We start from the raw sequence: 25,455 nt of genomic DNA on the forward strand, positions 1-25,455 counted from the left end.
ACAATTTTACATTTGGGGTGAGAAGATGCCTCGTGGCAAATTTTTCTACTTTTGTTATGGAGTTATCCTAGTATTTTTAATTATCTTTTTGGGGTCCGAAGTACAATTTATTTTCAGACCGATTGTGGTCCTTGTACAGACATTATTTGCACCAATTATTATTGCAGGAGTGTTGTATTATTTGTCTCGTCCGTTTGTCAATCTAATGTCGAGATGGATACCAAGGGGAATTTCAATTTTAATTTTATATTTAAGTGCAATTTCTATTGTCACAATACTCGTATTATTAATTGGACCTGAATTACAGCGTCAGTTTAACAGTTTAGTACGAAATATGCCTTTATTTGTTAACGAAATCCGAGATCTCCTTATTCTTTTACAAGAAAATGAGTGGGTTGCAAGGTTTCAGCAAAATGAAAATTATACGGTAGAAGAATTAACATCAAGATTGGCAGAATACTTAAATGACATTGTTTCAGCTATTGGAACAAATGTCGCTGCTTTTATCGGATTTATCACGAACATTCTAATTATAATGATCATCATACCGTTTGTATTGTTCTATATGTTAAAAGAAGGAGAGAAGGCACCACAGCAAGTATTACGTTTATTACCTGGGAAGCAGCAACAGGAAGGGCGACATATTTTAAGTGATATGGACACGGCCTTGAGTTCTTATATACAAGGGCAGATTATAGTTAGTATTTGTGTTGGGGTCTTATGTTATATTGGTTTTCTCATTATCGGGATTGATTATCCGCTTGTATTGGCATTAATTGCCATGTTTACCAATGTTATTCCTTTTGTGGGTCCTTGGATTGGAACAATACCAAGTGTTATCGTAGCCATTTTTCATTCTCCTTTAATGGTATTGCTCGTCATTATCGTCATTGTTATAGTTCAACAAGTGGAAAGTAATTTAATCTCACCACAAGTTATGGGAAGAAAATTGTCAGTTCATCCATTAACGATTATATTACTTCTATTAGTAGCAAGTCGTTTTGCTGGTTTATTAGGCTTAATATTAGCTGTGCCAACCTACGCAGTCGGAAAAGTGATCGTCAGTCATACTTACCGATTATGGAAGCTGAAAAGGTATCCGATTGAGTAAAGGGATGCTACGTGGTAAAATAATCTAATTCTAACGTGAGGTGATTTCATGTCATACGAAGTTGATGGTATCAAACAGGTTGAATTTAATGAATTGCAGGAAATTATAAATGAGGGTAAGTCAGAACCAATCGTTATAGATGTTCGTGAACCCGAAGAATATGTTGAAGGGCATATCGCAAATATTCCTCTTATTCCAATGCATAACCTACCAGCTTTAATAGAAGAATTTGACAAGGATAAAGAATATCTTTTCGTTTGCCGCAGTGGTAATAGAAGTCAAAATGTAGCGCTGTTTTTTAAGGATCGTGGGTTTGAAAATGTATCTAATTATGCAGGTGGTATGCTTGCTTGGCAAGGTGAGCTTGCAACAGGGATGGAACGAGTTGTCGCAGATGTGAAGGAGCTTTATAAATAAGGATTTTTACTAAAACCTTGTTACTCCTTACTTAGAAATTAAAATGAGAAAAAGAAGAAAGGATGACACATTGGGTCGTCCTTTCTTTTTTTATATTGGTTTACAGGTGATCCGTCTTTTTAGAGTATTGTCTTTTACCGTGTTCCGCATTTTTCTCACGTAGGATGTTCTTTTGCTGGCGTTTGGCATTGTTATCTTTTTTCTTTTTATCATCGTCTTTTGTCACAGACATTTAATTCACTCCCTCATTGTTGATTCTTTTTTATTGTATCCATGCCAATTGAATTCATCCGAATGTTTAATGATTTATCATGTGGGTATTAGATAAGTAATAACTCACTAGGAGGGATCATTAATGATTGGAAAGGTAATGACTACAGCAGTTGCAGCCGGTGCAATAGGAACTTTCATCTACGCATTAAACGATAAAAGTAAACGCAACAAGGTTAAAAACAAGCTGCAGAAAAAACGTTCTGCAAACTCAATTGAAATTGATAAAAATGCCGGGCACCCAGACCCTTATGATGTAAATGATAACACGATGGTAAGTGAAGGAGCCTTATATGCGGTGCAACGGTACAATGAAGAAGTTGATGATTATAAAAAGAAAAAACTTTCTTACAATAATTAGGGCTGAATGATTTCAGCTCTTTTTGTTTCTCCTTTTGATTGAGATACGGTAAAATGAATGAAAGTATATTAGAATAAATTTTCTACATTGGAGGTTACCAAGTATGTACTCAATTGTCCGTGAAACAATAGCTTCAATTCCAACATTGCATGTAGCAAAAGCAGAAAACTTTCATCACAACTTACCGCTCGTTTTATTTCAACACGGCTATACAAGTGCAAAAGAACATAACCTTCACTATGCGTATCTATTAGCTGAAAAGGGCTTTCGGGTAGTCTTGCCAGATGCGATACATCACGGGGAACGCGAAAATAATATTCCATATGAGAAAAGAGAATTGCAATTTTGGGATATAGTATTACGAAGTATAGAAGAGATTGGGTTGCTAAAGGAAGTACTTGATAATAGAGGACTCATCCAAAGCGGTAAAGTTGCACTAGCCGGGACATCAATGGGTGGAATTGTAACGTTCGGTGCGTTAACACAATATGATTGGATCGAGGCAGGGGTATCTTTGATGGGATGTCCAAGCTATGAAGAACTTGCAAAGACGCATATGAGCTTGCTGGAAAAACAAGATAAAGTAAGCGATCAATTATTAAGACAAATTGAAGACAAAATTAAGGTATTAGCCCAGTTTGATCTGAGTAAGCAATTAGATAAAATCCGGCATAAACCATTGTTCATTTGGCATGGGGAAAAGGATGATGTTGTCCCTTATTCAATGACGAAGCAATTTATTGAGAGAGTACAACAAACATTACCAGAAATTGAAAGAGACGTAACATTTATGAGCGATTCATTAGCTGATCATAAAGTTTCTAGAGAAGGGCTGTTATCACTAGTTGAATGGCTAGACATACAAATGTTACATACAACGAACAAAGCTCGCTGAAATCGGTGAGCTTTATCTTTGTTTTGTGTTTAATATATACAGTAAACGTTTAAACTACAAATAGCAATTAGAAGTAGGTGAATGAATGGAAATTGCAAAACAATTAATAGTAAATATTATAGGTGCAGTTTTAATCGCAGTAGGATTAAATGTCTTCCTAATACCAGCGAATGTATTCGCCAGTGGCTTTACAGGGGTAGCTCAGCTTATCGCAACTGTCGTCCCATTATCAACGGGGATCCTTTTATTACTCTTAAATATACCAGTAGCGGTGTTAGGATGGATCAAAATTGGAAAAGCTTTTACGCTCTATAGCTTTATAAATGTGGTACTTACAACGTTTTTTCTAGAAATCATTCCTATTATTGAAATTTCATCAGATCTTCTCTTAAACGCTGTTTTTGGAGGTGTGATCCTTGCTCTTGGTGCAGGGGTTACTTTAAAAGTTGGAGCTTCTTCGGGTGGATTGGATATTATTGCTCTTATTTTATCCCGTAAGAGTGATCGTCCCGTTGGTATTTACTTTTTTGTATTAAATGCTCTAATCGTTATAACGTCAGGATTATTATTTGACTGGGAAAGAGCACTCTATACACTTGTCACCTTATATGTAAGTTCACGGGTCATAGATGCGATATATACACGTCATGTGAAGCTGACCGCATTTATTATTACGAAAAATGCTGATAAGCTAAAAGACGCCATACATACCCAAATTACTAGAGGAATTACTCGGTTACCTGCTAAAGGTGGATACTCACAAGAAGATAAAGAGATGTTGATGATTGTCATAACGAGATATGAACTCTACGAATTAAAGAAAGTCATCCAAGAAGTAGACCCAAGTGCTTTTACAAATATCGTTGAAACTGCCGGTATTTTTGGCTTCTTTAGAAAAGAAAGTTAGAAAGGTTGTTGAATATGAAAAAAATCCTTTGCATATTGTTAATCATGATGTTAGCTTTAGTCGGGTGCGGTACGTCTGATGAAGTAACCGAAACAATTGATGAAAGAAATCAAGGGGAACAAGGGGGAGAAGAAGTGAGTACACTAGCAACCTCATTAAGAGTCGATAAAAAAGAAGATAAATTAGCCTTTACATTGTCACTTACAAATAAAGGGGATGACTCAGTAACATTAGAGTTCCCAACAGGGCAGCTATTTGATTTTATCGTCGTCAATGAAAAAAGTGAAGTGGTTTATAAATATTCAGAAGGAATGATGTTCACTCAGGCTATTGTTCAAAAAGAATTAGGTGCAAATGAAACGATGACATTTACGGATGAGTGGGATTTAATGGTGAATGGCGAGAGAGTTCCACCTGGTCGTTATCGAGTACTGGGTGAACTGCCGATTATGACCGTCAATGGTAGTGAGGCTTTTAGAGAGCAATTCCTAGTCGAAGAAGATGTTATTATAGAATGAGTAGAATAAGAAGTAACTATCAGCTTAAACTTTCCTAAAAAAACAATGTTAAATATTTTTCTCCAAGTTTCAATCGTAATAAACAAGTAAAGAGGGGGTTTCGGCTCTTTCTTTTTTTTTATTTGTGGTAAAAGGGATGCAAGACTATTTATGGTAATAACTTCAATAATGAGAAAAATAAACCAATAGGTTAAGTAGGATTTTGTATACTTTTGTCGAATTATCAGAAATTTCACACAAAGTATTGACACCATGCGCTATTTTATTTAAAGTTTAGTTAGAAAAGAACATACTAACTGGTTAGTAAGTATTTCCATTACATGAAAGCGTTTACGTATGAGGGGAGGGCTATGAATACTGGAGTAATGGAATTGAGATTTTTTATTTTCTATCCTAAAATACTTTATTTTACAGTTAGTATTCAGAATATTTCGAAACTGATTGTAACTATCGTAAACTTCTTCAAGGTTCTACCATTAAAGTATTTGTAAAAAGAAATTTACTTAGTAGGATAATAAATAAAAAAGTTTCCCAATAATAGGACTAATCATAATTTATTAATCTAGGAGGAATAACATGGGGAAAAAGCGTACGTATGGCGGTATTCAGCCAGGTATTAAGTGGGGACCTTTTACGTTAAGATTACCAGGAGTTCATGCACCAATCTCTTGGCCTGAAGCTATTCAGGGAGCGTTTTTATCTTTAGCAACAGGTGGAGCTTTAGCACCTTTAATGATGCATTTCTTTGACATTCCGTTTGAAGTCGCTTGGTCTATTTTAACGATTCAATTATTCTGGGTATGGTCACAGACAATCCTATTTGGAGATGCGTATGCAGCAGGGTGGATAACCCCGGCGTTACCTCTCGTTTTAGTATTCTTAGGTGGATTTACACCGGGACCTGAAGCCGTACAGGCAATGATTGCAATAACGTTGGTTGTTTCGGCCTTGTTCATTTTCTTTGCTATAACCGGTCTGGGGGAAAAGTTCAATCTGCTTGTACCTAACGCATTAAAAGCGGGGATTATTCTAGGGGCAGCGATCGCAGCCTTTATGTCGGAGATCGACCGAGTTCAAACTTTACCATTTACGTTAATTACGTCATGGGTTGTCGTATTAGTACTCATGTTTTCTATTCCATTTGGTAAATTACCAAACACAAAAGCAAAACTTTTAGTTATGTCTAACGCTATGCTTGTCAGCTTCATTGCGGCAGGTATTGTCGGAACGTTGACAGGAGAGCTTACGTTTAACATTGAATGGGGATTCTTTATCCCGCAATTTGGTGAATTACTAGCAACGGTTTCACCGTGGGGTGTTGGAATGCCATCTTGGTCCATCATTCTGGCAGCAATCCCAATTTCCATTATGGTTTACGTTCTAGTATTTGGTGACCTACTAGTCGCAGATACACTTTTAAAAGAGGCTTCAAAAGTAAGACCAGACGAAAAAGTAGACGTTAATCACACTCGTACTCACTGGGCTTTAGCTATTCGTAACCTAGGTCAAATGTTCACCGGCGGGGTGCTAATTCCACTTCACGGTCCAATGTGGACAGGAATTCAAGTCTTCATTATGGAACGGTACAAAACGGGTAGAAAAGCAATGGATTCCATTTTCTCAGGTACAATGAGCTGGTATCTGTTCGCACTTCCATTAGGATTTTTAATGCCGATCATCGGGATTATCGTGCCGCTACTACCAGTTGCCTTATCTTTAACTCTATTATTAACAGGTTTTGCGTGTGCATATGTAGCTATGTCGATGGTTAATGACAATACGACTCGCGGCTATGCACTAGCGATTGGAATGCTTACTGCTTTTGTTGGTCCAGCATGGGGTATTGGAGCAGGACTTGTCCTGTACTTCCTATTAATCGGTAAAAATAATCAAACACCTGCTCAAACCCAATCTGAAGAACATAAAGCTTCTTAATTAACCTATATAGGAGGATACTGATTTCGATCAGTATCCTCTTTATATTCAATATTGTATATTCTGAAAATTCTTGAAAGGTATAACAAGGGGATATGGGATGGACTTAGTTGGCTGAGGACACCTTAAGGTTAAGTTATTAAAGTCAAAAAAAAGCGCGGTCACATTGAATAGAATGTTGACCGCACCCACTATAGCTAACCTTTATTTATTCCCATTCTCTTTTAGCTGCCGTTTGAATAGCCTCAATTAATTGGCGCCAATCTCTTCCTAGATCTTCTGGCTGAACTTCTTTTTGTTCTGTTTTAGTTAAAAGAGTGTCAATAGCTTCGGCTTTTCCTCTCCAATATTCAGTAAATGTTGGCGGTAATGTCGTTTTCAGGATGATTCACTCCACTCAAGTAAAGATTTTAACTCATTCGTTGATAGTTCAGAAATACTCTTTTCATTAACTGACAAGACATCGTCAGAAAGTGACTGCTTTTTCGCCAGCAGTCTGTCAATCTTTTCCTCAATCGTTCCTTTTGATACTAGCTTGTGCACTGTTACTTTTTCAGTTTGTCCTATACGATAGGCTCGGTCAGTTGCTTGGTTCTCAACAGCTGGGTTCCACCACCTATCGTAATGAACCACGTGGTTTGCTGCCGTAAGATTTAGCCCAACTCCACCAGCCCGTAAAGATAAGATAAAGATGGGTATTTCTTTATTTGTCTTAAATTCTGTAATAAGTTTCTCACGTTCAGCTCGTGATAATCCGCCATGTAGGAATGGAACTATTAAATTAAATTGCTCCGACAATCCGTCTTGTAATAACTCACCCATTTCACGATATTGTGTAAAGATTAACATTTTTTCTTCGTTGTCAATAATTTGCTCAACAAGAGTGAACAGTAAATCCCATTTCTCCGAACGATGATGAAGCTGGCCGCGATCTTTTAAAAATTGAGAAGGATGGTTACAAATTTGTTTAAGCTTCGTAATGCTGCTCAAAATCGTTGCTCGACGTTCAATTGAATTTTTTTCATCAATTGAAGTTAGTAATTGATTGACGACAGCTTGATAAAGGGAAGCTTGTTCGGCAGTTAACCCGACGATATACGTTTGTTCGGTTTTATCGGGTAATTGGAGCTCTAAAGCTTCGTCCGATTTTTTCCTTCTTAATAAAAATGGTGAAATGAGCAATCGTAACTGTTCAATTTTTTTCTCATTAGGAGAATTACTCTCAATTTCTCTAATAAAGGCTCTCTGAAATTGTTGGAAGTTGCCTAAATATTTATCATTTAGCATATCCATGATTGACCAAAGCTCTTTAAGTTTGTTTTCAATCGGTGTACCCGTTAGTGCCATTCGGTGCTTTGCTTTGATGCGTTTAATGGCCTTTCGTTGTTTTGTCTCCACATTTTTGATTTGTTGTGCTTCATCGAGAATTAAGCCGTTCCACAGTGTATTTAAAAAGATCTCTTCATCACGAAAAGCAAGTGCATAGGAAGTAATGATAATATCATACTCCCAATCCAACACATCCTCTTCTGTAAGTCGTTCATTACCATGGTGAATGAATACAGATAAGTGGGGAGCAAACCGTTTCAATTCCTCTTCCCAGTTTCCGATGAGTGATGTTGGACAAATGATAAGAAAGGGTGATGAAGATCCATCTTTTGTACGATGTTCGAATACGGCTAACATATAAGCAATCGTTTGAATAGACTTCCCTAGCCCCATATCATCAGCTAGGCATGCTCCAAATCCGACACCTCGCATATGAACTAACCATGACATTCCTTCTAATTGATAAGGTCTTAGTTCCCCTTTTAAATTAGAAGGAGGAGGTATGGATGGAATTTGTTTATTCAAGGTTGCATGAATAGCACTGGACAGTTTTTCGCTCCATTGGATGGAAATAGAAAGTCCTTCTTCATTTTCTTCATTATCTTCTAACAAATACGATTTCCACGTTTCAAGAAGAGAAGTCTCATTCTCTTTTTTTCGATCTAAGTAGGTCTTTAAATGCTTTGCTTCCTTAGGATCCCAATACAGCCATTTTCCGTTCCACTTTATAAAAGGTGTTTTCAAATCAACTAGTTCAGTAAACTGTTCATGTGTTAATTTTTCACCATTAAGGACAATTTCAAAGTTAAAATCACTAATGTTTTGCCAATTGAATAATGACTCACTAGAGTTTGAAAATTCAGTAGGCCTATCGCTGACGTGAACATTTGTTTGAAAATGATTTGGCCTTTTTTTGAGCCAGTTCGGTACAACTACACTGATACCTAGACGTCGCAATTGATCATATTGATTAGTTAACAAGTTGTATATCGTATCCTTAGAGATACTTGACGTTGGATTCGTAATGGATAAGGAAGATAGTTCAGGAATGAGATGAATGATTTCTGAAATATCCTCTTTAAGTCGTGTAATAGGGTTCATCCTCCACGGGTGATGCCCGCCATGCAAATCTTCGAGTGAAACAATAATAGAACGATCTTTTCGGTCTTGTAGGAAAAGCAAGACCGTCCAGTTTTCTTCTTTTTCGTTTTGCGGTTCCTCAATTACTAAAATCGTCTGAAAAGGTACAGCTGGTATTGCACCGAGTTCTTCAAGAAATGTCTTGTCGTCGGTAGATGGTCCCGCTTCATTTAATAAGTAGTGTTTAGAAACATGAAGTTGTTCATATGCTTTTTGAACAGCTGAATCACTGGTAATTAAATGTTGAATAAAGTCACTACAAATTTCATTTGCTAGTTTTTTAAACGAGTAGTTCTTTTGCAATGATTGGTGAACATGCAAGCCAGACTCCATCAAAGAAAGAGAAACAGGGGGGATCGATCCTTCCCAGTCATCCCAATTCCAATTCGTTAATTCCCAAGATCCAGTTCTTGTTAGTATAAACTTCCCGTTAATAATTTTAGATTGTATCGTTGAAAAGACAGTTAACCAATAGGTAAAGTCATGGGCCAAAGTTATTTTTGGCAAGCTGCTCCAGTTTTTCATAAGTTCAACATAGCGGGGTAAGTCTTTTCTATGAATGACCACTCCCTCAAGCGGGAATACAAATTCAGTCGCTGTTGTGTTCGCCTGATAAACAAGTGTTTCACCGATTTCGCTATAAAACACACGTTCTTCAACGGGTGCTTTCAATGATGCTTTTTTCGTCTGTACAAATGTCCCATAAAACGTATCAGGGTCATTTTGAAAGAGAGTTAACTTCAACTCAAATGGTGAATATAAAAAGGGATATTGGAAGTTTAAGTAGTCTTTGTATTTTTTATGTTGTTTTTGTTCGCCCCATATAAAAAACAAGTCACCTAACCACCCGCCATGAATAAGGACGTTATTTGGATTATAATTACTCATCAATCGTTTTCATCTCCTGGATTAGCGCACGATATGTCTTATATGTTTGATTAAAGAGTGAGATATATTGGGTAAAGCGTTCACGTTGGTCCATTATTTCATATAATTTCTTCAATCTTTTCATATATATAACAGCTTCAGTATAGTGCGAGCGTGTTTTTTTCTCGACTAGTCGGACGATAAATTGGTGATAGATTGGGATAGTCCCACTTGGGTTTTGTTTTTCAAGTTCTGCTAGTAACCGTTGTTTTTCTTCGCTTAGTTGAAAAGGAAGAGGTTCATTGTTTAAAAAATAGTCAATAGCAACATCCCAACGTTTTTCATATTGGATAATTTGCATCCATAAGTTTTGTATTGGTGGATAGGCTAGTTGCTCATCTAGCCTATCTTTGACTTTCTTAAGTAATAGATTTCGTTCAGACTCTTCAAGTGAAGCAGATAAATCTTTGTAGGGTGCAAGTGCAGGACGGTTCATCCATTTGTTTAATTGACTCGAAAAATTGGAAGACTTACTATTTTTCCTCTCTAAAGTATGATAAAAAGGCTGGAGGTTACCGAGTGACCCGTTCCAGCTCGTTGAAAAGAGGTCAAACCACCTTTGCATTGTATCCCATTCTTGACGATGGTTTAGTAAAGTAAAATGAAAGTATAAATCATTGGCGGCTAGTCTCTGTTTATGAGTTTTTAAGTAAGTAAGAGATCCGACACCATCCTGGCAAATTAATGCTAACAAACTTGTAATCATGGATAAGTGAAAAGGTGCATTGTATTTTTCATGCAATGGTTTGAAATATGAATAATAAGAATGAACCCACTGTTCTTTCTCATTTTGTATGAACCATTTTGCAAGCATTCCGGCCCAACTGGAACTTCCAACGTCTATATATCTCGTGTACAAAAGGACAAGCGCTTCAGTAATCGCTTGTTTTTCTTCTAGTGATAGTTCACAATGCTGTTCTTGTAGTATTGCATTAACACGATCACCAAGTTTCGATAAAAATTGCTCGAACCTTCGCTCAAATGAATCATACGTCGTAAATTTTATTCCTAATGATAATAGTCCGTTCATGATCATCAGCGATTGATCGACAATAGTTAGGGGTTGATCACTTTGCATTTGGAGTTTATCAACCGTTTGATTCACTAGTTCAGAAATTTGTACATCCTTTAAGTAATTAGATGCAGCTATTTTTTTATATAAATGAAGGATATCACTTTCAAGGTCGTCTATTTCATAATTATCATATGGTTTTAAATTAAGCATTTATATCAACCCTTTTATTTACTAATTATTAGGATGGTCGAAATCACTCTATTATAAAGGATGTTCAAAAAGTCCGGGAAAAATAGCTGTCGATAGAAGATCTTCGACTAAGAGCCCCACGTCCTGTGGGAACGTCGAAGTCACCACATCCCGTGGTAGCTCGTCAGCTTGTTCCTTCGCTCCTCACGTATAAACATCATACGTTCCGGTCCTTGGAAAAGAAGAACACTTTTCCGGCGTGCGAGGATTTTGCTTTACGGAGCAACCAGCTTTATGCCCGGAGACTGCGCTTCCTCGATTTTCTCGGCTCTTTTTGTCCTCCTATTTGAACACGACTTATAATAATAGTAACAAAAAAGCTTGTAAACTGCCTAAAAATAAAGAAGGAATTATCTGAAGAATAAAGAATGAAAACATATGATGATTTTAAGATGAAAGAGAGGAGAGTGTGGAATGAGTATACGTAATAAGATGCACATTGAACGATTGCTGGAGTCTTTTTGTGATTGGACTGAATATGACTCTATTCAATTTAAAAATTATTTTGTATTTGACGATAAAGAACGTGGTGGAAAAATTACATTAATGAAAGCTGAAGGTCGCTGGTCTATTCACGGAAAAGGTGAGAAATATTGTGATCTCACAGAAACGATCCTAGATGAAGATGTAGTCAAAAAACTTTTATGGAAACATCGAGCTGCTGTTAATCGAGCAATTAAAGAGCTTCAAGAAAATAAACAGTTAATCTTAACCTGAACTACTGCTCTTTTTACACAGAAGTAGAGAGGTAGAAGAATCATTTATATTTCTTTTCTTCTATCTCTTTATTAAGTTGTTGTAATTGCAACTAGCTAAAGCGCAAAAATATGGGGGAATAAGTATGTGGTATGAAACGAGTTTAACAAAAATATTAAATATAAGACTGCCAATCATTCAAGCGGGTATGGCTGGTGGGCCGACTACACCGGAATTGGTCGCAACCGTTTCAAATGAAGGGGGACTCGGAACACTAGGTGCTGGTTATATGACACCTGAAGATATGAGAAAAGCGATACATAATATCAGACGAATAACGAATCAACCATTTGCGGTTAATTTATTTATTCCGGAAGCTAACAAGCTGGATGAACAAAAAGTATTAGAGATGCGTCATACTTTACAACCATTTTACGATGAGTTAAAAATCGAACAACCGAAGCTGCCAAATGAGTGGGGAGCTCAGTTCGAACATCAAATGGAAGTAATAATAGAAGAGAAGGTTCCTGTGTTTTCCTTTACTTTTGGAACTTTAGATCATCATTGGGTCAAAAAATTGAAAGCAAATGGCACTATTGTGATTGGAACAGCAACTACTGTAAAAGAAGCTAAGTTATTAGAAGAAATAAATGTAGATGCTATTGTTGCCCAAGGTAGTGAAGCAGGTGGTCATCGAGGAACGTTTGCATGCCAGGCTGGAGATGCAATGATTGGAACGATGGCACTTGTTCCGCAAATGGTTGATGCGGTAAACGTTCCTGTAATAGCAGCCGGTGGAATTATGGATGGAAGAGGGCTAATAGCATGTCTATCACTTGGGGCAAGTGGTGTTCAAATGGGGACTGTATTTTTGCCAGCTACAGAAAGTGGAGCCAACCCTTTATATAAAAAGTCACTATTGGAAGCAACGGAAGAGGAGACAACAGTTACAATAAAATTTTCAGGAAAGGCTGCAAGAGGACTAAAAAATGATTACATTGAGCGATTGAGTAATGTACCAGACGCACATGTTCCTGATTATCCAATACAAAATGCACTAACGCAACCGTTGCGAAAAGAGGCAGCAAAACAAGGAAAGGGTGAGTGGCTGTCGATGTGGGCGGGACAAGGACTTCGACTTGCGCAAACTGAAAGAGCTGAACAAATTATTCAACGAGTAATGGGACAAGCCAGTCAAACTGTACAAAAATTAAAGAACATAGAAAAAGACTGATGGTTATCCGTCAGTCTTAATAGTTTTATAGATACTATTTAAAAGAACATAGAAATGATGGTTAATATTCCAATACTACTAAGAACAACAACTATTAAATTTGCACCTAAATAAGCGATGATAGCTGCTGTAATACCGCCGATTATACCAAACATAATATTTTCATGTACGGTTAATATACCTGGAAATATTAAAGCACCTAAAGCTGCATAAGGGACATTTCGCAAGACGGCCTGTAGCTTTGGTGGTATTTTATTGGCATCAAGAAACACAAGCGGTAACATTCTAGGAATGTAGGTCACTACAGCCATCCCAGCAATAATAAGAAGAATACTAGTCTCCATTACTGTTTGACACTCCTTCCGCTTTTCCAACAATGAGTTCAATTACAATACAAGAGGTTACTGTTGCTAAAATAATCGCCCAACCACTCGGGATGAATTGAGATAATATAAGATTAAGAATTGCAGCAAAGACAGCTAAAGATACGACCTTCCGATGTTTTTTCAAGGAAGGCATTAATAAAGCGATAAACATGGCATATAAAGCGATCGCCATACTTTGTTGCAATGTTTCGGGAAGGATTGAACCGACAAGGTAGCCTATTGCGGAGTTAATAACCCAACTACCATATGCAATAGAAGCTACGCCGACGATAAAGCCAGTTTTAACAGTCCCTTCTTGGGTTGTCGTAACTGCAAATACCTCATCTGTAATTCCAAATGAGTACAATGCTTTTTTTATCGGGTGTTCGTGTTCTACTTTTTCACTTACAGCAGCACTCATGAGCAGGTGACGAATATTAACGATAAACGTTGTAAATATGATTTCCAGAGCACCTGTACCAATTGCAATTAAATTAAGCGCCATATATTGTGCGGCTCCAGCAAATACAAACATACTCATCGCAACGGTCTCTGTAAAACCTAAGCCAGTACCCTTTGCTAAAAGACCGAATGTAATGGCTGCAGGTGTATAACCGATGGCTATCCCGATACCGGCGATAATCCCCTTCATAAAAGAGTTGTTTGGCTGATTAGCGCTTACTAATGTTGCCATTCTATTCCCTCACTTCTAGAATAATATAATTGTAGGTTTGATTTACTATGATAAATAATGTTAATAAAAACAGTAACTTGTATGTTATAATACACTGAATTGTAAACTATAATATACATAATATCAAGGAGAATTTTCCATATGAGTAAAGTCAATTTAAATCAAATTATAGGTAAGAGGCTTAAACAAATAAGGTCGGAAAGAGGGTTGAGTCTAGATAAGCTTGCACAATTAACAGAAGTTAGTAAGCCAATGCTTGGACAAATTGAACGCGGCGAGTCAAACCCTACCGTAAGTACACTATGGAAGATTGCGAATGGTTTAAAAGTACCATTTACAACGTTCATAGAGGAAGAAAAACCGTTTATACAAAAAGTAAATCGAAGAGAAATTGAGCCGTTAATCGAGGAAAAAGGAGTTGTACAAGTTTACCCGCTGTTTCCAAAGGAGTATCAAAAACCTTTCGAGATATTTTCTCTTATTCTGCAACCGGGTTGTAATCATCAATCCGACCCTCATGCTTATGGAGTAGAGGAGTATATATTCATTGAGAATGGAACGATGGAACTTACAATAGCCGAAGAAACGTTTACAGTAGGCGAGGGTGAGGGAATTCGCTTTTCTGCCCACTATAAGCATAATTACGTGAACAAAGGTGAAGAAGATGCTATAGCTACGATGATTATTTATTATTCACTGTAACAAGTTTCGTGTCGTGAGCCTTATTTTCGTATTAATTGAGAATTATTTGTTGTAATAAAGTTGATCGTGTTGTATAACAAATGTATAACGTTTGTTATTTTAGGGGGCGGAAGCTATGTTCGATTGGTTAATCCAAAAATCAAAAATTACGTTAATGCTTTTATTCTTCTTAACACTGATTGGCTTAATTACTTTTTTTCAATTGCCACAACGTGAAATACCTGAGATTTCACTTCCTGTAGCTTCAATTTCAACGATTTATCCAGGGGCTGATCCAGTAACAGTAGAGCGATCGATAACAGTACCGATTGAGGAAGAATTAGATAAAATAGAAGGGATTAATAAGCACACATCGATTTCAGCAGCTAGTGTTTCTACCATCGTCTTAGAGTTAGATGATGGGATTGATCAAGATAAAGTGTTATCAAAAGTCAGTCAAGCAATAGCTAATATTTCAGGTTCATTTCCTGAAGGCGCCTTATCTTCTTCTATTAGTGATGACCGAGCGTTAGGTGCGTTATCTTCGTACCACCTCGTTACAGATGGGAATTACGAAGAATTGTATGCTTTGCAGCCGCAAATTGGAGATTGGCAAAGAACAATCGAGTCGGTTCCAGGAATAAAAGGAACGGTAGTAAAAGGAATACCGGTTCAAGAGTTACTTATAACACTTGAACAAGAAAAAATGAATGAAAACGGTATATTCCTTCCAAGTATTTTGGCAGCATTAGAAGGAGAATTTGATCAAGTTCCACTGGGGAAACAGGAACGCAACGGTAGTATAACCCAATTAAAGCTGCCAGTAGTAAAAGATGTTGATCAACTTAGTCAATTGGTTGTAGGGTTTTCAAATGAGGGAGATCCAATTGCGTTGGATGAACTTGGTCAAGTTGAACTTCGGTATGAAAAACCAACAGATATTATTACGTATGAAGGAAAACGAGCGATCTCATTTACAGTTATTCCTGAGAAAGGAATTGATGTTCCTTCTCTTCATCGAACGATTGATGAAAGAGTATCTGAGTTAAGTGAAAGTCTTCCAACTTCTGTGTCGGTCGATCTTTTTTATACTCAAAATAATATTGTCACAGAGATTTTCACTGATTTAGCGATTTCATTTGCGATCGCTGTTGGTGTGGTCATCATTGTAACGCTGTTAGGGTTAAACTTTGCTTCGGCAGTTATTGTTGCGCTAGCCATCCCAACTTCTATTTTATTAGGGTTAATTCCATTACCTTATTTAGGGGTAGATTTAAATCAAATATCAATTATTGGGTTTATTATAGCGTTAGGGATATTAGTTGATGATGCGATCGTTGTAAATGATAATATTGAACGTCGATATAAACTCGGTGACTCGCCGCTAGACGGGGCTTTAAATGGTACGAGAGAAGTTAGAGTCTCCATTATCACATCAACGTTAGCTATTGTTTTTACATTTTTACCACTTGTCTTTATTACTGGAAGCGGCGGTGATTTTATTCGTGCACTACCAAGTGTACTCATTACTACCATTATTGCTTCCACCATCATATCGCTAACACTAGTACCTATTTATCGTGTATGGCGTCAGAAAAAGCGAAAAAGGGTTGAAAAGTTTGATAATGGTTTACTTGGCAAACCTATTGACCGGCTTGCCGACTGGTATGCAGATAAGATCCTCGGAAACATTGTACGAAAACCTTTACGAATTGGAATATTGGGTCTTATCTTATGTACAACTGTATACGGTTTAGTTCCGTTTATTCCGGTTGTCTTTTTCCCAAGTGCAGATCGTCAAGAAGTGACAGTTGACGTGATCGCGCCCGTACAAATGACAATCGAACAGACAGATGAACTGTTAGCTTCAATCGAGGAGCGAATGAGGGAAGATCAATCAGTTATCGAAGTATCTCGCTTTACAGGTACGGGGCTTCCGCCATTATTCGGTTCAGTGTTAACCGGACCTGGTGAGAATACAGGGCAGTTACTCGTTCGTGTTGATAAAGAAGAGCAGTCAGCAGAAGAAACGATTAGTAAGTGGAGTGACATATTACAAGAGGCGTTTCCATCAGTTGAAACAAAGTTAACAACGATTGAGGCAGGACCACCAGTCGGTGCGCCAATTGCTATTAAAGTATCAGGTAAGGAAATTGAAACACTTCTTGAAATCACCGGTGATTTAAGAAGTTCAATTGCTCAAATGGAAGAAACACGGACCGTTGTTGATAATGTCGGTGAGCCTTGGCCAACAACTGTTTTGGATCCCAATCGTAGTAAATTAGATGAATACGGAATTTCATTAAAAGAAATCAGCCGACAAATTCGATTAGTAACTGAAGGTATTCCTGTAGGTCAATTTGACGATAGTTTCAATTATTATGATATGAGGCTAATCATCGAAGGGGCTACCATGGATGGCGAACTTGATTTATCTGAGCTTTCCGTTCCAGTTGAAACGGCCCAAGGGCCGCCTGTTTTCATTCGTTTCGATGAGTTGTTAACTGAGAAAAATTCAGAAGAAATACAACGCATCCCACATGAGAACGGGGTAAGAACAGTAACTTTAAGAATTTATCCAAGAGAAGATATGAAAACATCACTAGAAGCAAAAATTGATAACGTTATAGACGGCTATTCATTAAGTGAAGATTACTCGATAACTGTTGGCGGGGAAACCGAAGCTAGAAGTGATTTCTTTATTGAAGTAGGAAAACTTTTCATTGTAGTTGTCTTTCTTATTTATATTGTAATGGCTTTTCAATTCTATTCTTTATCTACGCCAATTCTGGTGATGAGCACGGTGTATCTGGCCATTTCAGGTGCTGTCATTGGTCTGTTCATCACTCAAACAGGATTAGGTTTCATGGCGATGATGGGGGTTGTTTCGTTAGCTGGTATCGTTGTTCGTAACTCTATTGTTCTTATTGAATTTATCGAACAGAGAATAAGAGCTGGTTCGTCATTAAAAGAAGCAGTTGTTGAGGCGGGGAGAGCAAGATTACGTCCAATTTTACTAACAGCTTTAACGGCAATTGGGGCACTAGTTCCGATAGCACTTAGCGGAGATGTACTGTTTACACCGTTAGCAATTTCGATCATTTCAGGGATATTCTTCTCGACATTCTTTACCTTACTTTTAGTACCGGCACTATACACAGCTATAGCTAAGCGTAAAATGAAGAAACTTGCGAAGGTGAGTTAAAAAAGAGCATCTGAAAAGCTTTTATGGAAATCAAGGCTGACTGAAATATGTGTTCCTCCTGTTAAAGATAGTCCCTACATTTTATGTAGCACCTATCGTTGTTTAAGAGGAATCTGACACATATTAAGAGTCAGCCTCTTTTTTCTCCATGGAATGTAGTGAATGTAAAGGTAAGTTTAAATGAAAAACTCTTGGAAGTGAAGTGCTAACAAACGTTGCTTATCTAAGGTTTTGTATACTATCTTATAAAAGTTGAGATACTTCTTCTTTGCGGTTAAGTAATTTCCTTAGCCGTTTTTTATGGTTTTTTATTTTTTGTTCATCGTTTTCTTGAATTGCCTCATGTAATTCCATCAGTTCGTAATCAATCTCCATTTTTGTAATGTTGTAAACCGTTTGAGGCTCTAAATTATGACCATACTCCCTATATTCTACAATTGAACCATTCCTATTCATAATAATTTTTTCACTCCCATCAATTTCGATAATAGACTGAATACTCCCCGTTTTGTAACTTGTGATGTAATGGGGGCCCCCAGTACCAGTGAACTTTTTTACTACTCCATTCCCGTTGAACCGAGAGATGATGACTTCGAGTGCTTCCACAATGATTTCGTCATTTACAGTCAGGTAGTCGACATCCAATGTAAGAAAATCATTGTTACGGACGAATGGTATTTCGTAAAGTGTTTCATGGTTGTCAATAATGAGTAAGATCGTATCGTCTTCATACCGCCAGAAGAGTGAGAAATTTTCATTCATCATTTTTTTAATAAACTGATGGAGTGCATGCTTGGACAGTTCCACATGAAGGTTGCTAAATTCTGCTTCGTAGTAATAATAAGACACGGGCCACACTCCTTTATCGCTGTCATGACTGAGATTTCTAAAGGTTGCTACTATACTATGAACAACGAAAATAAAAAAGAAGTAAAAAATAAAACTGTTGAATATCAATTCAACAGTTCTAAAACCTAAACCCGTATCGTTTTGAAATAATGTCATAAAAGCCTAATGAGTTATATAGAGCCTTGGTTGCTTCATTATTAATTCCTGTTTCTAATTCAATTCCTTTAATATCTTCATTTTCTGACCAATAAATGATTTTAAGTAGGAGCTTTTTGGCAATTCCACGATTTCTGTATTCCTTATGAACATATAAGTCGTTTAACCATATATAATGGCCGCCTTTTGTAATACTAATTCCAATATTAAAAAATGCAGCTCCGATTATTGTTCCCTCCAATTCTGCTACAAAAATATGTGCAGAAGATCCTTCTTGGAGAGCAAGATTAATAGCCTCTAAAAGTAAATCATAAGCATCTTCTTTACCCAAAGTCTCCATTTGTCCCATTAGAAGATCGGCTATACGAATGCGTAAAGATTGATCTGCATCTTTTGGAACTTCAAATATTTTCATAAACCCTAGTCCCCCTATTCAAGACTAGTATATTCAATACTAGTCTACAAATTACTACTAGTTCACATCTTTTAGAAACGATTCTCCATTTAATAGATTAACATAAAACTTATAGAGGGGGTAGGGGAATAAGTCGAATCTTGTTAGTTAAAATGGATTTAATTTACATTTAACTGCTTCAACAATGAATATGCGATACTCGGTGTAGCTTTACCCAGAAAATGTTTTAAACAGTCTTGGGATATGGAAGTGAAAGGTGGTAGTTCATTATGACATGAAAAACCTCACTTATATTTAGGTTAACCCAAGATTAAAGTGAGGTTCGGACTAGATTTTACTGATATTCATTATCAATGTGGTTAAGTGACTCTTGAATTTCTTCTAATTGCTCTTTTTGGGCTGTCGTTGAATTGGCAAAAGCTGAAAGTAAATTATTTCTCGCTTTTTCAACCTGAATTTGAGCAGCTTGCATCTCTTCTGGTGTAACAGCGTGCTGTGTCATTTGTTCGGCTAGTTCCACAGCAGTTCTGGCCTCTTGTAACAGTTGGTTACTCATGGCATTCCCTGTCTGTATTAGGGTTTGGCTTTTCAGCTTCAGCCATTGTTGTTACGTTATTGTAGCGTTCATTATTCGGTTGAACAGCATCTTTGCCTTGTTGAATTTCGCGTTTTGATCTTGATCGTTTGCTCATGTGTGTTTGCTCCTTTTAAAAAGATTGAAGAGAGAAATACTTCTCACGCAATCATATTTTTTCCGAGGAGCAAGCGTCTTATGTAGTTTTAAGGTTAAGCTTTTCTTCCAGATAAATAGCGATACCATCTTCTTCATTACTTAACGTAATTTCGTTTGCAATCGATTTTAATTGGGATATGCCGTTTTTCATCGCAACGCCGGTGCCAGCAAATTCAATCATCTCAAGGTCATTATCCTCATCGCCGAATGCGATAATTCTTTCCTTCGGTATGTGGTAAAAATCCGCAATTCGTTTCAGACCAATCGCCTTATTCATTCCTGCACGGATAATTTCAATAATGTTCCAGGGAGCACCCCAAGACCTCTGATCAACTACTTCTGCATGTGCCTCATCTAATAAATTTCGAAGGTCATTAACATGCTCATCTTTCGGATGAACAAGTACAGATGTTGGATCATCTTGTAGAATTTTAAGTAAATTACCATAATCAACAGGATTTTGTCCTAATGTAAAATTTTCAATAAAAACTTCATCGTAATAACGAAGGTAATAATCATCAATGACTTCTACCATAATATTATTGACCCTGAATGCTTCACATGTTTCAATAATCGTCTTGGCTGTTTTCACATCTAAGGGAGTATGAAAATAACCAAACGAATGATCTAAAGGGTGATGAACAAATGCACCATTAAAATTTACGATTGGCGTTGTAAGTCCTAATTCATTATAATATTGTACACTCGCCCTGTATGGTCTTCCAGTTGAGATACAAACAATATGTCCTTCAGCTTTCGCTAACTCAATCGTTTGTTTCGTTCGTGCTGAAATTGTTTTATCGTCCTTTAGTAATGTCCCATCTAGGTCAAGGGCAATTAAATGAGTATTGCTCATAATATAGCTCCTTTACGTTCAAAATATTGTTAGAAATTAGCCATCACTTTACAGCTTAGGAAAAACAGTAAAGTGTGCTATAGTTATTAACGAGAGTATCATATATCTTCTATTTACACTATTAATGGTTATTTTATTCCCTATAATTTAATTAGAAATGCACTCGATAGGAGGAAGGCAAATTGTTACAACAATTATTTGCAAACTTTGGTTTTCGAGCATTATGGACACCAGAGCTCATCGTTATATTAATTTTAGTCGGCTTTCTCTATTTTAAACTTGTCGGCAAATGGAGAAACCGCTTTGTAGGAGCAGAGCCTGTATCAGCCAGCCAAAAAACGTACTTCATTCTTGGTTTGTTTGCTCTTTACCTCGGTTGGGGGAGCCCTTTATATGTTGCTGGCCACTTAATGATCAGCTTCCATATGGCTCAAATGGTTTTTGCTTACTTTATAGCAGTACCTTTATTTATTTTAGGGATGCCTAAATGGGTTTTCCATGCCATTATTCAAAAAGCAAAAGGAACTATCTTTCAGCGAGTAGGGAAGTTATTTTTTAACCCGCTTATTGGCGTGCTATTTTTCAACTTTCTTTTCTCCGTATATCATTTACCAAACATCTTTGATTTCTTAATGAAGAACATCGTGCTTCATAGTGGTTATGAAATGCTCATGTTTGTTGCTGCAACGCTGATGTGGTGGCACATGATTGCACCGATCCCGAGCAAGGCACAGCTTTCAGATTTACGCAGAATGGGTTATATCTTTGCTAATGGTATTTTAATTACACCAGCCTGTGCACTGATTATCTTCGCGCCGACAGCTATGTATAGTGTATATACCGATCCAAATACATGGGCAACAGTAATGGCGTTTTGTTTACCGGCAGGTGCTGAAATTCCATACAATCTATTTTCGAGTGGTGCCAATCCATTTTCACCGATTAATCCTAGATCTGATCAGCAGTTAGCAGGGATATTGATGAAAATCATGCAGGAAATTACGTACGGGTTTACATTAGGTTATGTATTTAAGCAATGGATTAAGAAAGAAAAGCAATCTGAAGGACCTTCAATCAGTGATATTCCAGCTACTCATACGATTAAAAATTAATTTATAGTATTCTGTCAATGAGTGAGGAGTAACGTCCTCACTTATTGAAGTTTTATTATAGGAGTTGTTATTATGAAACCTCATTTTAAACATTTATTTCAACAATGTAAGATACTCTTACCAGTACTAGCATTCGCTGTTCTCCTGAGTGGTTGTGGTTGGATCTATCACACAGATAAGAAAGATGACACAGTTGTGGACCTTACTCCAGCCGACTTATCGATTATCCCTTTTACAGCTGTAAATGAATCTGGAGAAACGGTTACTCATGAAGATTTACTAGGTACTCCGTGGATTGCGAATATGGTATTTACACGCTGCCCAACCGTTTGTAATTTAATGACACCGAATTTTCGAGTGTTGCAATATGCTCTTGAAGAAGAAGGTTTAGACGTGAAGATGGTATCATTTACGGTTGATCCTGAATATGACACCCCTGAACGATTACACAAGTATGGTGAAAATAATGATGCTGATTTTTCTCGCTGGATGTTCTTAACTGGATTTTCAGAAGACGAAATTACAGAGATCGCAAATCAATCTTTCCAAACGATCGTTCAGCCACTACCAGATGGTGAGGATATTATGCATGGGACAAGTTTTTATTTAGTGGATGAAGAAGGAAATGTCATTCGATCGTACGATGGTTTAAAAGCAGACCCAGAACCAATTATTAATGATGTGAAACGCTACTTACAACAATAATTAATAGGATCATTGACGGCTAACATTCTAAAAGCTATCTTCTAGACTATAACTTGCTATCATTAAAGAAATTTATAATTATTAAAAAAACGTGTAGAGATTTCTACACGTTTTTTTGTGCTTCTGTATAAATTATGAAAAAGAATAGAAGTAAATGACGATAAATCAGTATGCGATGTCCGAGTTCATCATGTTTTTTTTTTGTTAGTAAAAGATCAATAAAACAAAGTGTAAGAAAATTCGGCTTAAAATAAAAATACAGTTGCATTTATTTTTATTCATACTTATAATAATACACAACGTGAAGAATATGGAATTGGTTGAAAATTTTTAGACAATTTTTTGGAGGAGGAGAACCAATGAAAGCAGCAATTATCGGAGCAACAGGTTACGGCGGAGCAGATCTAATCCGGCTACTACATAATCATCCAGAGGTTGAGTTAAGTTCTGTTCACTCTTCCTCACAACAAGGAATTAAGATAAGTGAAAGTTACCCGCACTTGCAAGGAATCACAGATTTAGTTTTACAAGACATTGACCCTTTACTAATTAAACAGCAGGCTGACGTTGTATTTTTATCTACACCACCAGGAGTATCAAGGGACATTTCCGGTCAACTATTAGAGGCGGGGCTGAAAGTCATTGATTTATCAGGCGACTTAAGGCTACTAGAAGGAAAAGTCTATGAACAATGGTATGGAATCGATGCTGCAAATACTAGTCTACTAGAAAAAGCAGTATATGGTTTACCTGAGTGGGAAAAAGAAAAAATACAAAAAGCTGAATTAATATCCAATCCCGGATGTTATCCAACAGCAACACTACTCGGTTTATTACCGCTTGTGAAAAATGAATTCATTGATAATAAAAGCATTATCATTGACGCAAAATCAGCAGTCTCAGGTGCAGGCAGGTCGCCTTCACCGGTTACTCACTTTAGTGAAATGAATGATAACTTTAAAATATACAAAGTCAATCAACATAAACATATCCCTGAAATTGAGCAAGGATTAAATGTTTATGGCGGCGAGGTTCCGTTTGTTACATTTAGTACACATCTTGTACCAATGACAAGAGGGATAATGTCTACCATTTATATGAATAGTGTTAACAGCCAATTAACTGAAAAAGAGCTGCGCGACCTTTTTGAAGAAACCTATAAGGATGCACCATTTGTAAGAATTAGAAAAACAGGCGAGTATCCTTCCACAAAAGAAGTTTACGGTACAAATTACTGTGATATTGGTGTGACTTATGATGATCGAACAGGGAGAATATCGGTTGTTTCAGTCATTGATAATTTAATGAAAGGCGCGGCAGGTCAGGCAATTCAAAACCTAAATATAATGAACGGATTTGAGGAGACTTCAGGATTAAACTATATTCCGACTTACCCTTAAACCATTGGGATAACGAGAGGTGGATTACAGAATGAATTCATTAAGTAATAAAGTGGAAACAGTGACTGCGGTTGACGGTGGAACAGTTATTACACCAAAAGGATTTTCAGCAGCAGGAGTGTATACAGCTGTTAAAAAGAGACGACTCGATTTAGGCGCAATTATTTGTGAAGTACCTGCCAGTAGTGCAGCTGTATATACATTAAATAAAGTTCAAGCAGCACCATTAAAAGTAACAAAAGAAAGCATTGCCACTGAAGGAAAGCTAAGAGCTGTGATTGTTAATAGCGGAAATGCCAATGCATGCACAGGAAAAAAAGGCTTGGAAGACGCGTACGAAATGCGTCAACTTGGAGCAGATAAATTTGCCATACCTGTTCATCAAGTAGCCGTCACTTCAACTGGAGTGATTGGGGAATTTTTACAGATGGATAAGATTAGAAAAGGTATAGCAGAATTAGAGCCTGAAGCATCATTTGAGGGTGCCAATCGTTTTAATGAGGCGATTTTAACAACAGATACCGTAAAGAAACATGCGTGTTATAAGACGATAGTCGATGGGAAGGAAATTACGATTGGCGGCGTGGCAAAAGGGTCTGGAATGATCCACCCGAATATGGCGACAATGCTTGGTTTTGTGACAACAGATGCAAATATTGAACCTAAAGATTTACAAAAAGCATTATCATATGTAACAGACAAAACGTTTAATCGAATTACTGTTGATGGAGATACGTCAACAAATGATATGGTTGTTGTTATGGCTAGCGGCTTAGCGAATAACGATCCGTTGACTGAAGAGCACCCAAATTGGTCAGATTTTCTCACAGCACTAGAGAAGACGTGTGAAGGTTTATCGAAAAAAATTGCTCGAGATGGTGAAGGCGCAACGAAACTAATCGAAGTTCAAGTGAAGGGTGCTAAAAGTGACGAGGAAGCTGGGAAGGTTGCAAAACAAATCGTAGGTTCTGACTTAGTTAAGTCAGCTATCTTTGGAACGGATGCAAACTGGGGACGTATTATTTGTGCAATTGGTTATAGTGGAGCTGACATTGATCCAGAAACAATAGATATTGCGTTAGGACCTATTGAAACTTTAAAGATGAGTCAACCAGTTTCGTTTTCAGAAGAGGAAGCAACTGCTTACTTAAATAATGAAAATATTATTATTAAAGTAGATTTACATGTCGGCGATGGTTTTGGTAAAGCTTGGGGTTGTGATTTAACGTATGATTACGTCAGAATAAATGCAGGTTATCGTACGTAAGCGATAACGATGA

General features: G+C 37.1%; 25 protein-coding genes. 15 read left to right on the forward strand and 10 right to left on the reverse strand.

Annotated features, from left to right (window positions below; all coding sequences use genetic code 11):
* Positions 1 to 25: 25 nt before the first annotated feature.
* Both AC2VNP_RS16355 and AC2VNP_RS16360 read left to right on the forward strand, forming a co-directional pair.
* Positions 26 to 1,111 (forward strand): AI-2E family transporter, encoded by a 1,086-nt coding sequence (locus tag AC2VNP_RS16355; protein WP_486918358.1) that lies wholly within the window; start codon positions 26 to 28, stop codon positions 1,109 to 1,111.
* Positions 1,112 to 1,159: 48 nt separating this feature from the next.
* Complete coding sequence (locus tag AC2VNP_RS16360) at positions 1,160 to 1,528, forward strand: rhodanese-like domain-containing protein (RefSeq protein ID WP_486918359.1); 369 nt, start codon at positions 1,160 to 1,162, stop codon at positions 1,526 to 1,528.
* Positions 1,529 to 1,628: 100 nt separating this feature from the next.
* Here AC2VNP_RS16360 and AC2VNP_RS16365 read toward each other — a convergent pair whose 3' ends face one another.
* Positions 1,629 to 1,760 (reverse strand): DUF3941 domain-containing protein, encoded by a 132-nt coding sequence (locus AC2VNP_RS16365; RefSeq protein ID WP_216828351.1) that lies wholly within the window; start codon positions 1,758 to 1,760, stop codon positions 1,629 to 1,631.
* A 123-nt stretch (positions 1,761 to 1,883) separates the two neighbouring features.
* Here AC2VNP_RS16365 and AC2VNP_RS16370 point away from each other — a divergent pair, with 123 nt between their 5' ends.
* The 5 genes from AC2VNP_RS16370 to AC2VNP_RS16390 all read left to right on the forward strand — a co-directional run bounded on the left by AC2VNP_RS16370 (position 1,884) and on the right by AC2VNP_RS16390 (position 6,414).
* Positions 1,884 to 2,159 (forward strand): hypothetical protein, encoded by a 276-nt coding sequence (locus AC2VNP_RS16370; protein WP_486918360.1) that lies wholly within the window; start codon positions 1,884 to 1,886, stop codon positions 2,157 to 2,159.
* Between the two features lie 103 nt (positions 2,160 to 2,262).
* Positions 2,263 to 3,054, forward strand: a complete 792-nt coding sequence (locus tag AC2VNP_RS16375) for a prolyl oligopeptidase family serine peptidase (RefSeq protein ID WP_486918361.1) — start codon at positions 2,263 to 2,265, stop codon at positions 3,052 to 3,054.
* Between the two features lie 85 nt (positions 3,055 to 3,139).
* Positions 3,140 to 3,961 carry a YitT family protein gene (locus tag AC2VNP_RS16380; RefSeq protein ID WP_486918362.1) on the forward strand — a complete coding sequence of 274 codons (822 nt, stop codon included), beginning with the start codon at positions 3,140 to 3,142 and terminating at the stop codon, positions 3,959 to 3,961.
* Positions 3,962 to 4,005: 44 nt separating this feature from the next.
* On the forward strand, positions 4,006 to 4,479 hold the full coding sequence (locus tag AC2VNP_RS16385) for a BsuPI-related putative proteinase inhibitor (protein ID WP_486918363.1): 474 nt from the start codon (positions 4,006 to 4,008) through the stop codon (positions 4,477 to 4,479).
* Positions 4,480 to 5,055: 576 nt separating this feature from the next.
* Positions 5,056 to 6,414 carry a hypothetical protein gene (locus AC2VNP_RS16390; protein WP_486918364.1) on the forward strand — a complete coding sequence of 453 codons (1,359 nt, stop codon included), beginning with the start codon at positions 5,056 to 5,058 and terminating at the stop codon, positions 6,412 to 6,414.
* A gap of 378 nt (positions 6,415 to 6,792) precedes the next feature.
* Here the strand turns inward: AC2VNP_RS16390 and AC2VNP_RS16395 are convergent, their stop codons facing one another.
* Both AC2VNP_RS16395 and AC2VNP_RS16400 read right to left on the reverse strand, forming a co-directional pair.
* A complete protein-coding gene (locus AC2VNP_RS16395; RefSeq protein ID WP_486918874.1) occupies positions 6,793 to 9,771 on the reverse strand; it encodes a DEAD/DEAH box helicase in 2,979 nt (992 codons plus the stop codon).
* Positions 9,764 to 11,035 (reverse strand): hypothetical protein, encoded by a 1,272-nt coding sequence (locus tag AC2VNP_RS16400; RefSeq protein WP_486918365.1) that lies wholly within the window; start codon positions 11,033 to 11,035, stop codon positions 9,764 to 9,766. The genes AC2VNP_RS16395 and AC2VNP_RS16400 overlap by 8 nt, the downstream gene beginning before the upstream one ends.
* A gap of 453 nt (positions 11,036 to 11,488) precedes the next feature.
* On the opposite strand from AC2VNP_RS16400, the gene AC2VNP_RS16405 reads away from it, so the two are divergent.
* Positions 11,489 to 11,791 carry a hypothetical protein gene (locus tag AC2VNP_RS16405; RefSeq protein WP_486918366.1) on the forward strand — a complete coding sequence of 101 codons (303 nt, stop codon included), beginning with the start codon at positions 11,489 to 11,491 and terminating at the stop codon, positions 11,789 to 11,791.
* Positions 11,792 to 11,915: 124 nt separating this feature from the next.
* Entirely contained in the window at positions 11,916 to 13,004 is a 1,089-nt protein-coding gene (locus tag AC2VNP_RS16410; protein WP_486918367.1) for an NAD(P)H-dependent flavin oxidoreductase, read from the forward strand.
* A 38-nt stretch (positions 13,005 to 13,042) separates the two neighbouring features.
* On the opposite strand, the gene AC2VNP_RS16415 is transcribed toward AC2VNP_RS16410, so the two are convergent.
* Both AC2VNP_RS16415 and AC2VNP_RS16420 read right to left on the reverse strand, forming a co-directional pair.
* The gene (locus AC2VNP_RS16415; RefSeq protein ID WP_486918368.1) at positions 13,043 to 13,348 is read right to left on the reverse strand and encodes an AzlD domain-containing protein; all 306 of its coding nucleotides are present in this window, start codon (positions 13,346 to 13,348) and stop codon (positions 13,043 to 13,045) included.
* On the reverse strand, positions 13,338 to 14,063 hold the full coding sequence (locus AC2VNP_RS16420; protein ID WP_486918369.1) for an AzlC family ABC transporter permease: 726 nt from the start codon (positions 14,061 to 14,063) through the stop codon (positions 13,338 to 13,340). The genes AC2VNP_RS16415 and AC2VNP_RS16420 overlap by 11 nt, the downstream gene beginning before the upstream one ends.
* 141 nt (positions 14,064 to 14,204) lie before the next feature.
* Here AC2VNP_RS16420 and AC2VNP_RS16425 point away from each other — a divergent pair, with 141 nt between their 5' ends.
* Together AC2VNP_RS16425 and AC2VNP_RS16430 are read left to right on the forward strand one after the other, a co-directional pair.
* Positions 14,205 to 14,765 (forward strand): helix-turn-helix domain-containing protein, encoded by a 561-nt coding sequence (locus tag AC2VNP_RS16425; RefSeq protein ID WP_486918370.1) that lies wholly within the window; start codon positions 14,205 to 14,207, stop codon positions 14,763 to 14,765.
* A gap of 115 nt (positions 14,766 to 14,880) precedes the next feature.
* Complete coding sequence (locus tag AC2VNP_RS16430; RefSeq protein WP_486918371.1) at positions 14,881 to 17,949, forward strand: efflux RND transporter permease subunit; 3,069 nt, start codon at positions 14,881 to 14,883, stop codon at positions 17,947 to 17,949.
* 243 nt (positions 17,950 to 18,192) lie between these two features.
* Here AC2VNP_RS16430 and AC2VNP_RS16435 read toward each other — a convergent pair whose 3' ends face one another.
* The 5 genes from AC2VNP_RS16435 to AC2VNP_RS16455 form a co-directional block, all read right to left on the reverse strand.
* Entirely contained in the window at positions 18,193 to 18,798 is a 606-nt protein-coding gene (locus AC2VNP_RS16435) for a hypothetical protein (RefSeq protein ID WP_486918372.1), read from the reverse strand.
* Between the two features lie 118 nt (positions 18,799 to 18,916).
* Entirely contained in the window at positions 18,917 to 19,369 is a 453-nt protein-coding gene (locus AC2VNP_RS16440; RefSeq protein WP_486918373.1) for a GNAT family N-acetyltransferase, read from the reverse strand.
* Between the two features lie 334 nt (positions 19,370 to 19,703).
* Positions 19,704 to 19,925 (reverse strand): DUF3813 domain-containing protein, encoded by a 222-nt coding sequence (locus AC2VNP_RS16445; protein ID WP_486918374.1) that lies wholly within the window; start codon positions 19,923 to 19,925, stop codon positions 19,704 to 19,706.
* Entirely contained in the window at positions 19,918 to 20,061 is a 144-nt protein-coding gene (locus AC2VNP_RS16450) for a hypothetical protein (RefSeq protein WP_486918375.1), read from the reverse strand. The genes AC2VNP_RS16445 and AC2VNP_RS16450 overlap by 8 nt, the downstream gene beginning before the upstream one ends.
* Before the next feature lie 78 nt (positions 20,062 to 20,139).
* Positions 20,140 to 20,958, reverse strand: coding sequence for a Cof-type HAD-IIB family hydrolase (locus AC2VNP_RS16455; protein WP_486918376.1), 819 nt, complete (start codon positions 20,956 to 20,958; stop codon positions 20,140 to 20,142).
* Positions 20,959 to 21,140: 182 nt separating this feature from the next.
* Here AC2VNP_RS16455 and ctaG point away from each other — a divergent pair, with 182 nt between their 5' ends.
* The 4 genes from ctaG to argJ all read left to right on the forward strand — a co-directional run bounded on the left by ctaG (position 21,141) and on the right by argJ (position 25,442).
* A complete protein-coding gene (ctaG, locus tag AC2VNP_RS16460; RefSeq protein ID WP_486918377.1) occupies positions 21,141 to 22,070 on the forward strand; it encodes a cytochrome c oxidase assembly factor CtaG in 930 nt (309 codons plus the stop codon).
* A gap of 72 nt (positions 22,071 to 22,142) precedes the next feature.
* Positions 22,143 to 22,775, forward strand: coding sequence for an SCO family protein (locus AC2VNP_RS16465; protein ID WP_486918378.1), 633 nt, complete (start codon positions 22,143 to 22,145; stop codon positions 22,773 to 22,775).
* A 359-nt stretch (positions 22,776 to 23,134) separates the two neighbouring features.
* Positions 23,135 to 24,175 carry an N-acetyl-gamma-glutamyl-phosphate reductase gene (gene argC / locus AC2VNP_RS16470; RefSeq protein WP_486918379.1) on the forward strand — a complete coding sequence of 347 codons (1,041 nt, stop codon included), beginning with the start codon at positions 23,135 to 23,137 and terminating at the stop codon, positions 24,173 to 24,175.
* Positions 24,176 to 24,206: 31 nt separating this feature from the next.
* Complete coding sequence (gene argJ / locus AC2VNP_RS16475) at positions 24,207 to 25,442, forward strand: bifunctional ornithine acetyltransferase/N-acetylglutamate synthase (RefSeq protein WP_486918380.1); 1,236 nt, start codon at positions 24,207 to 24,209, stop codon at positions 25,440 to 25,442.
* Positions 25,443 to 25,455 lie beyond the last annotated feature (13 nt).

This window comes from Alkalihalobacterium sp. TH-98 (assembly GCF_057473385.1).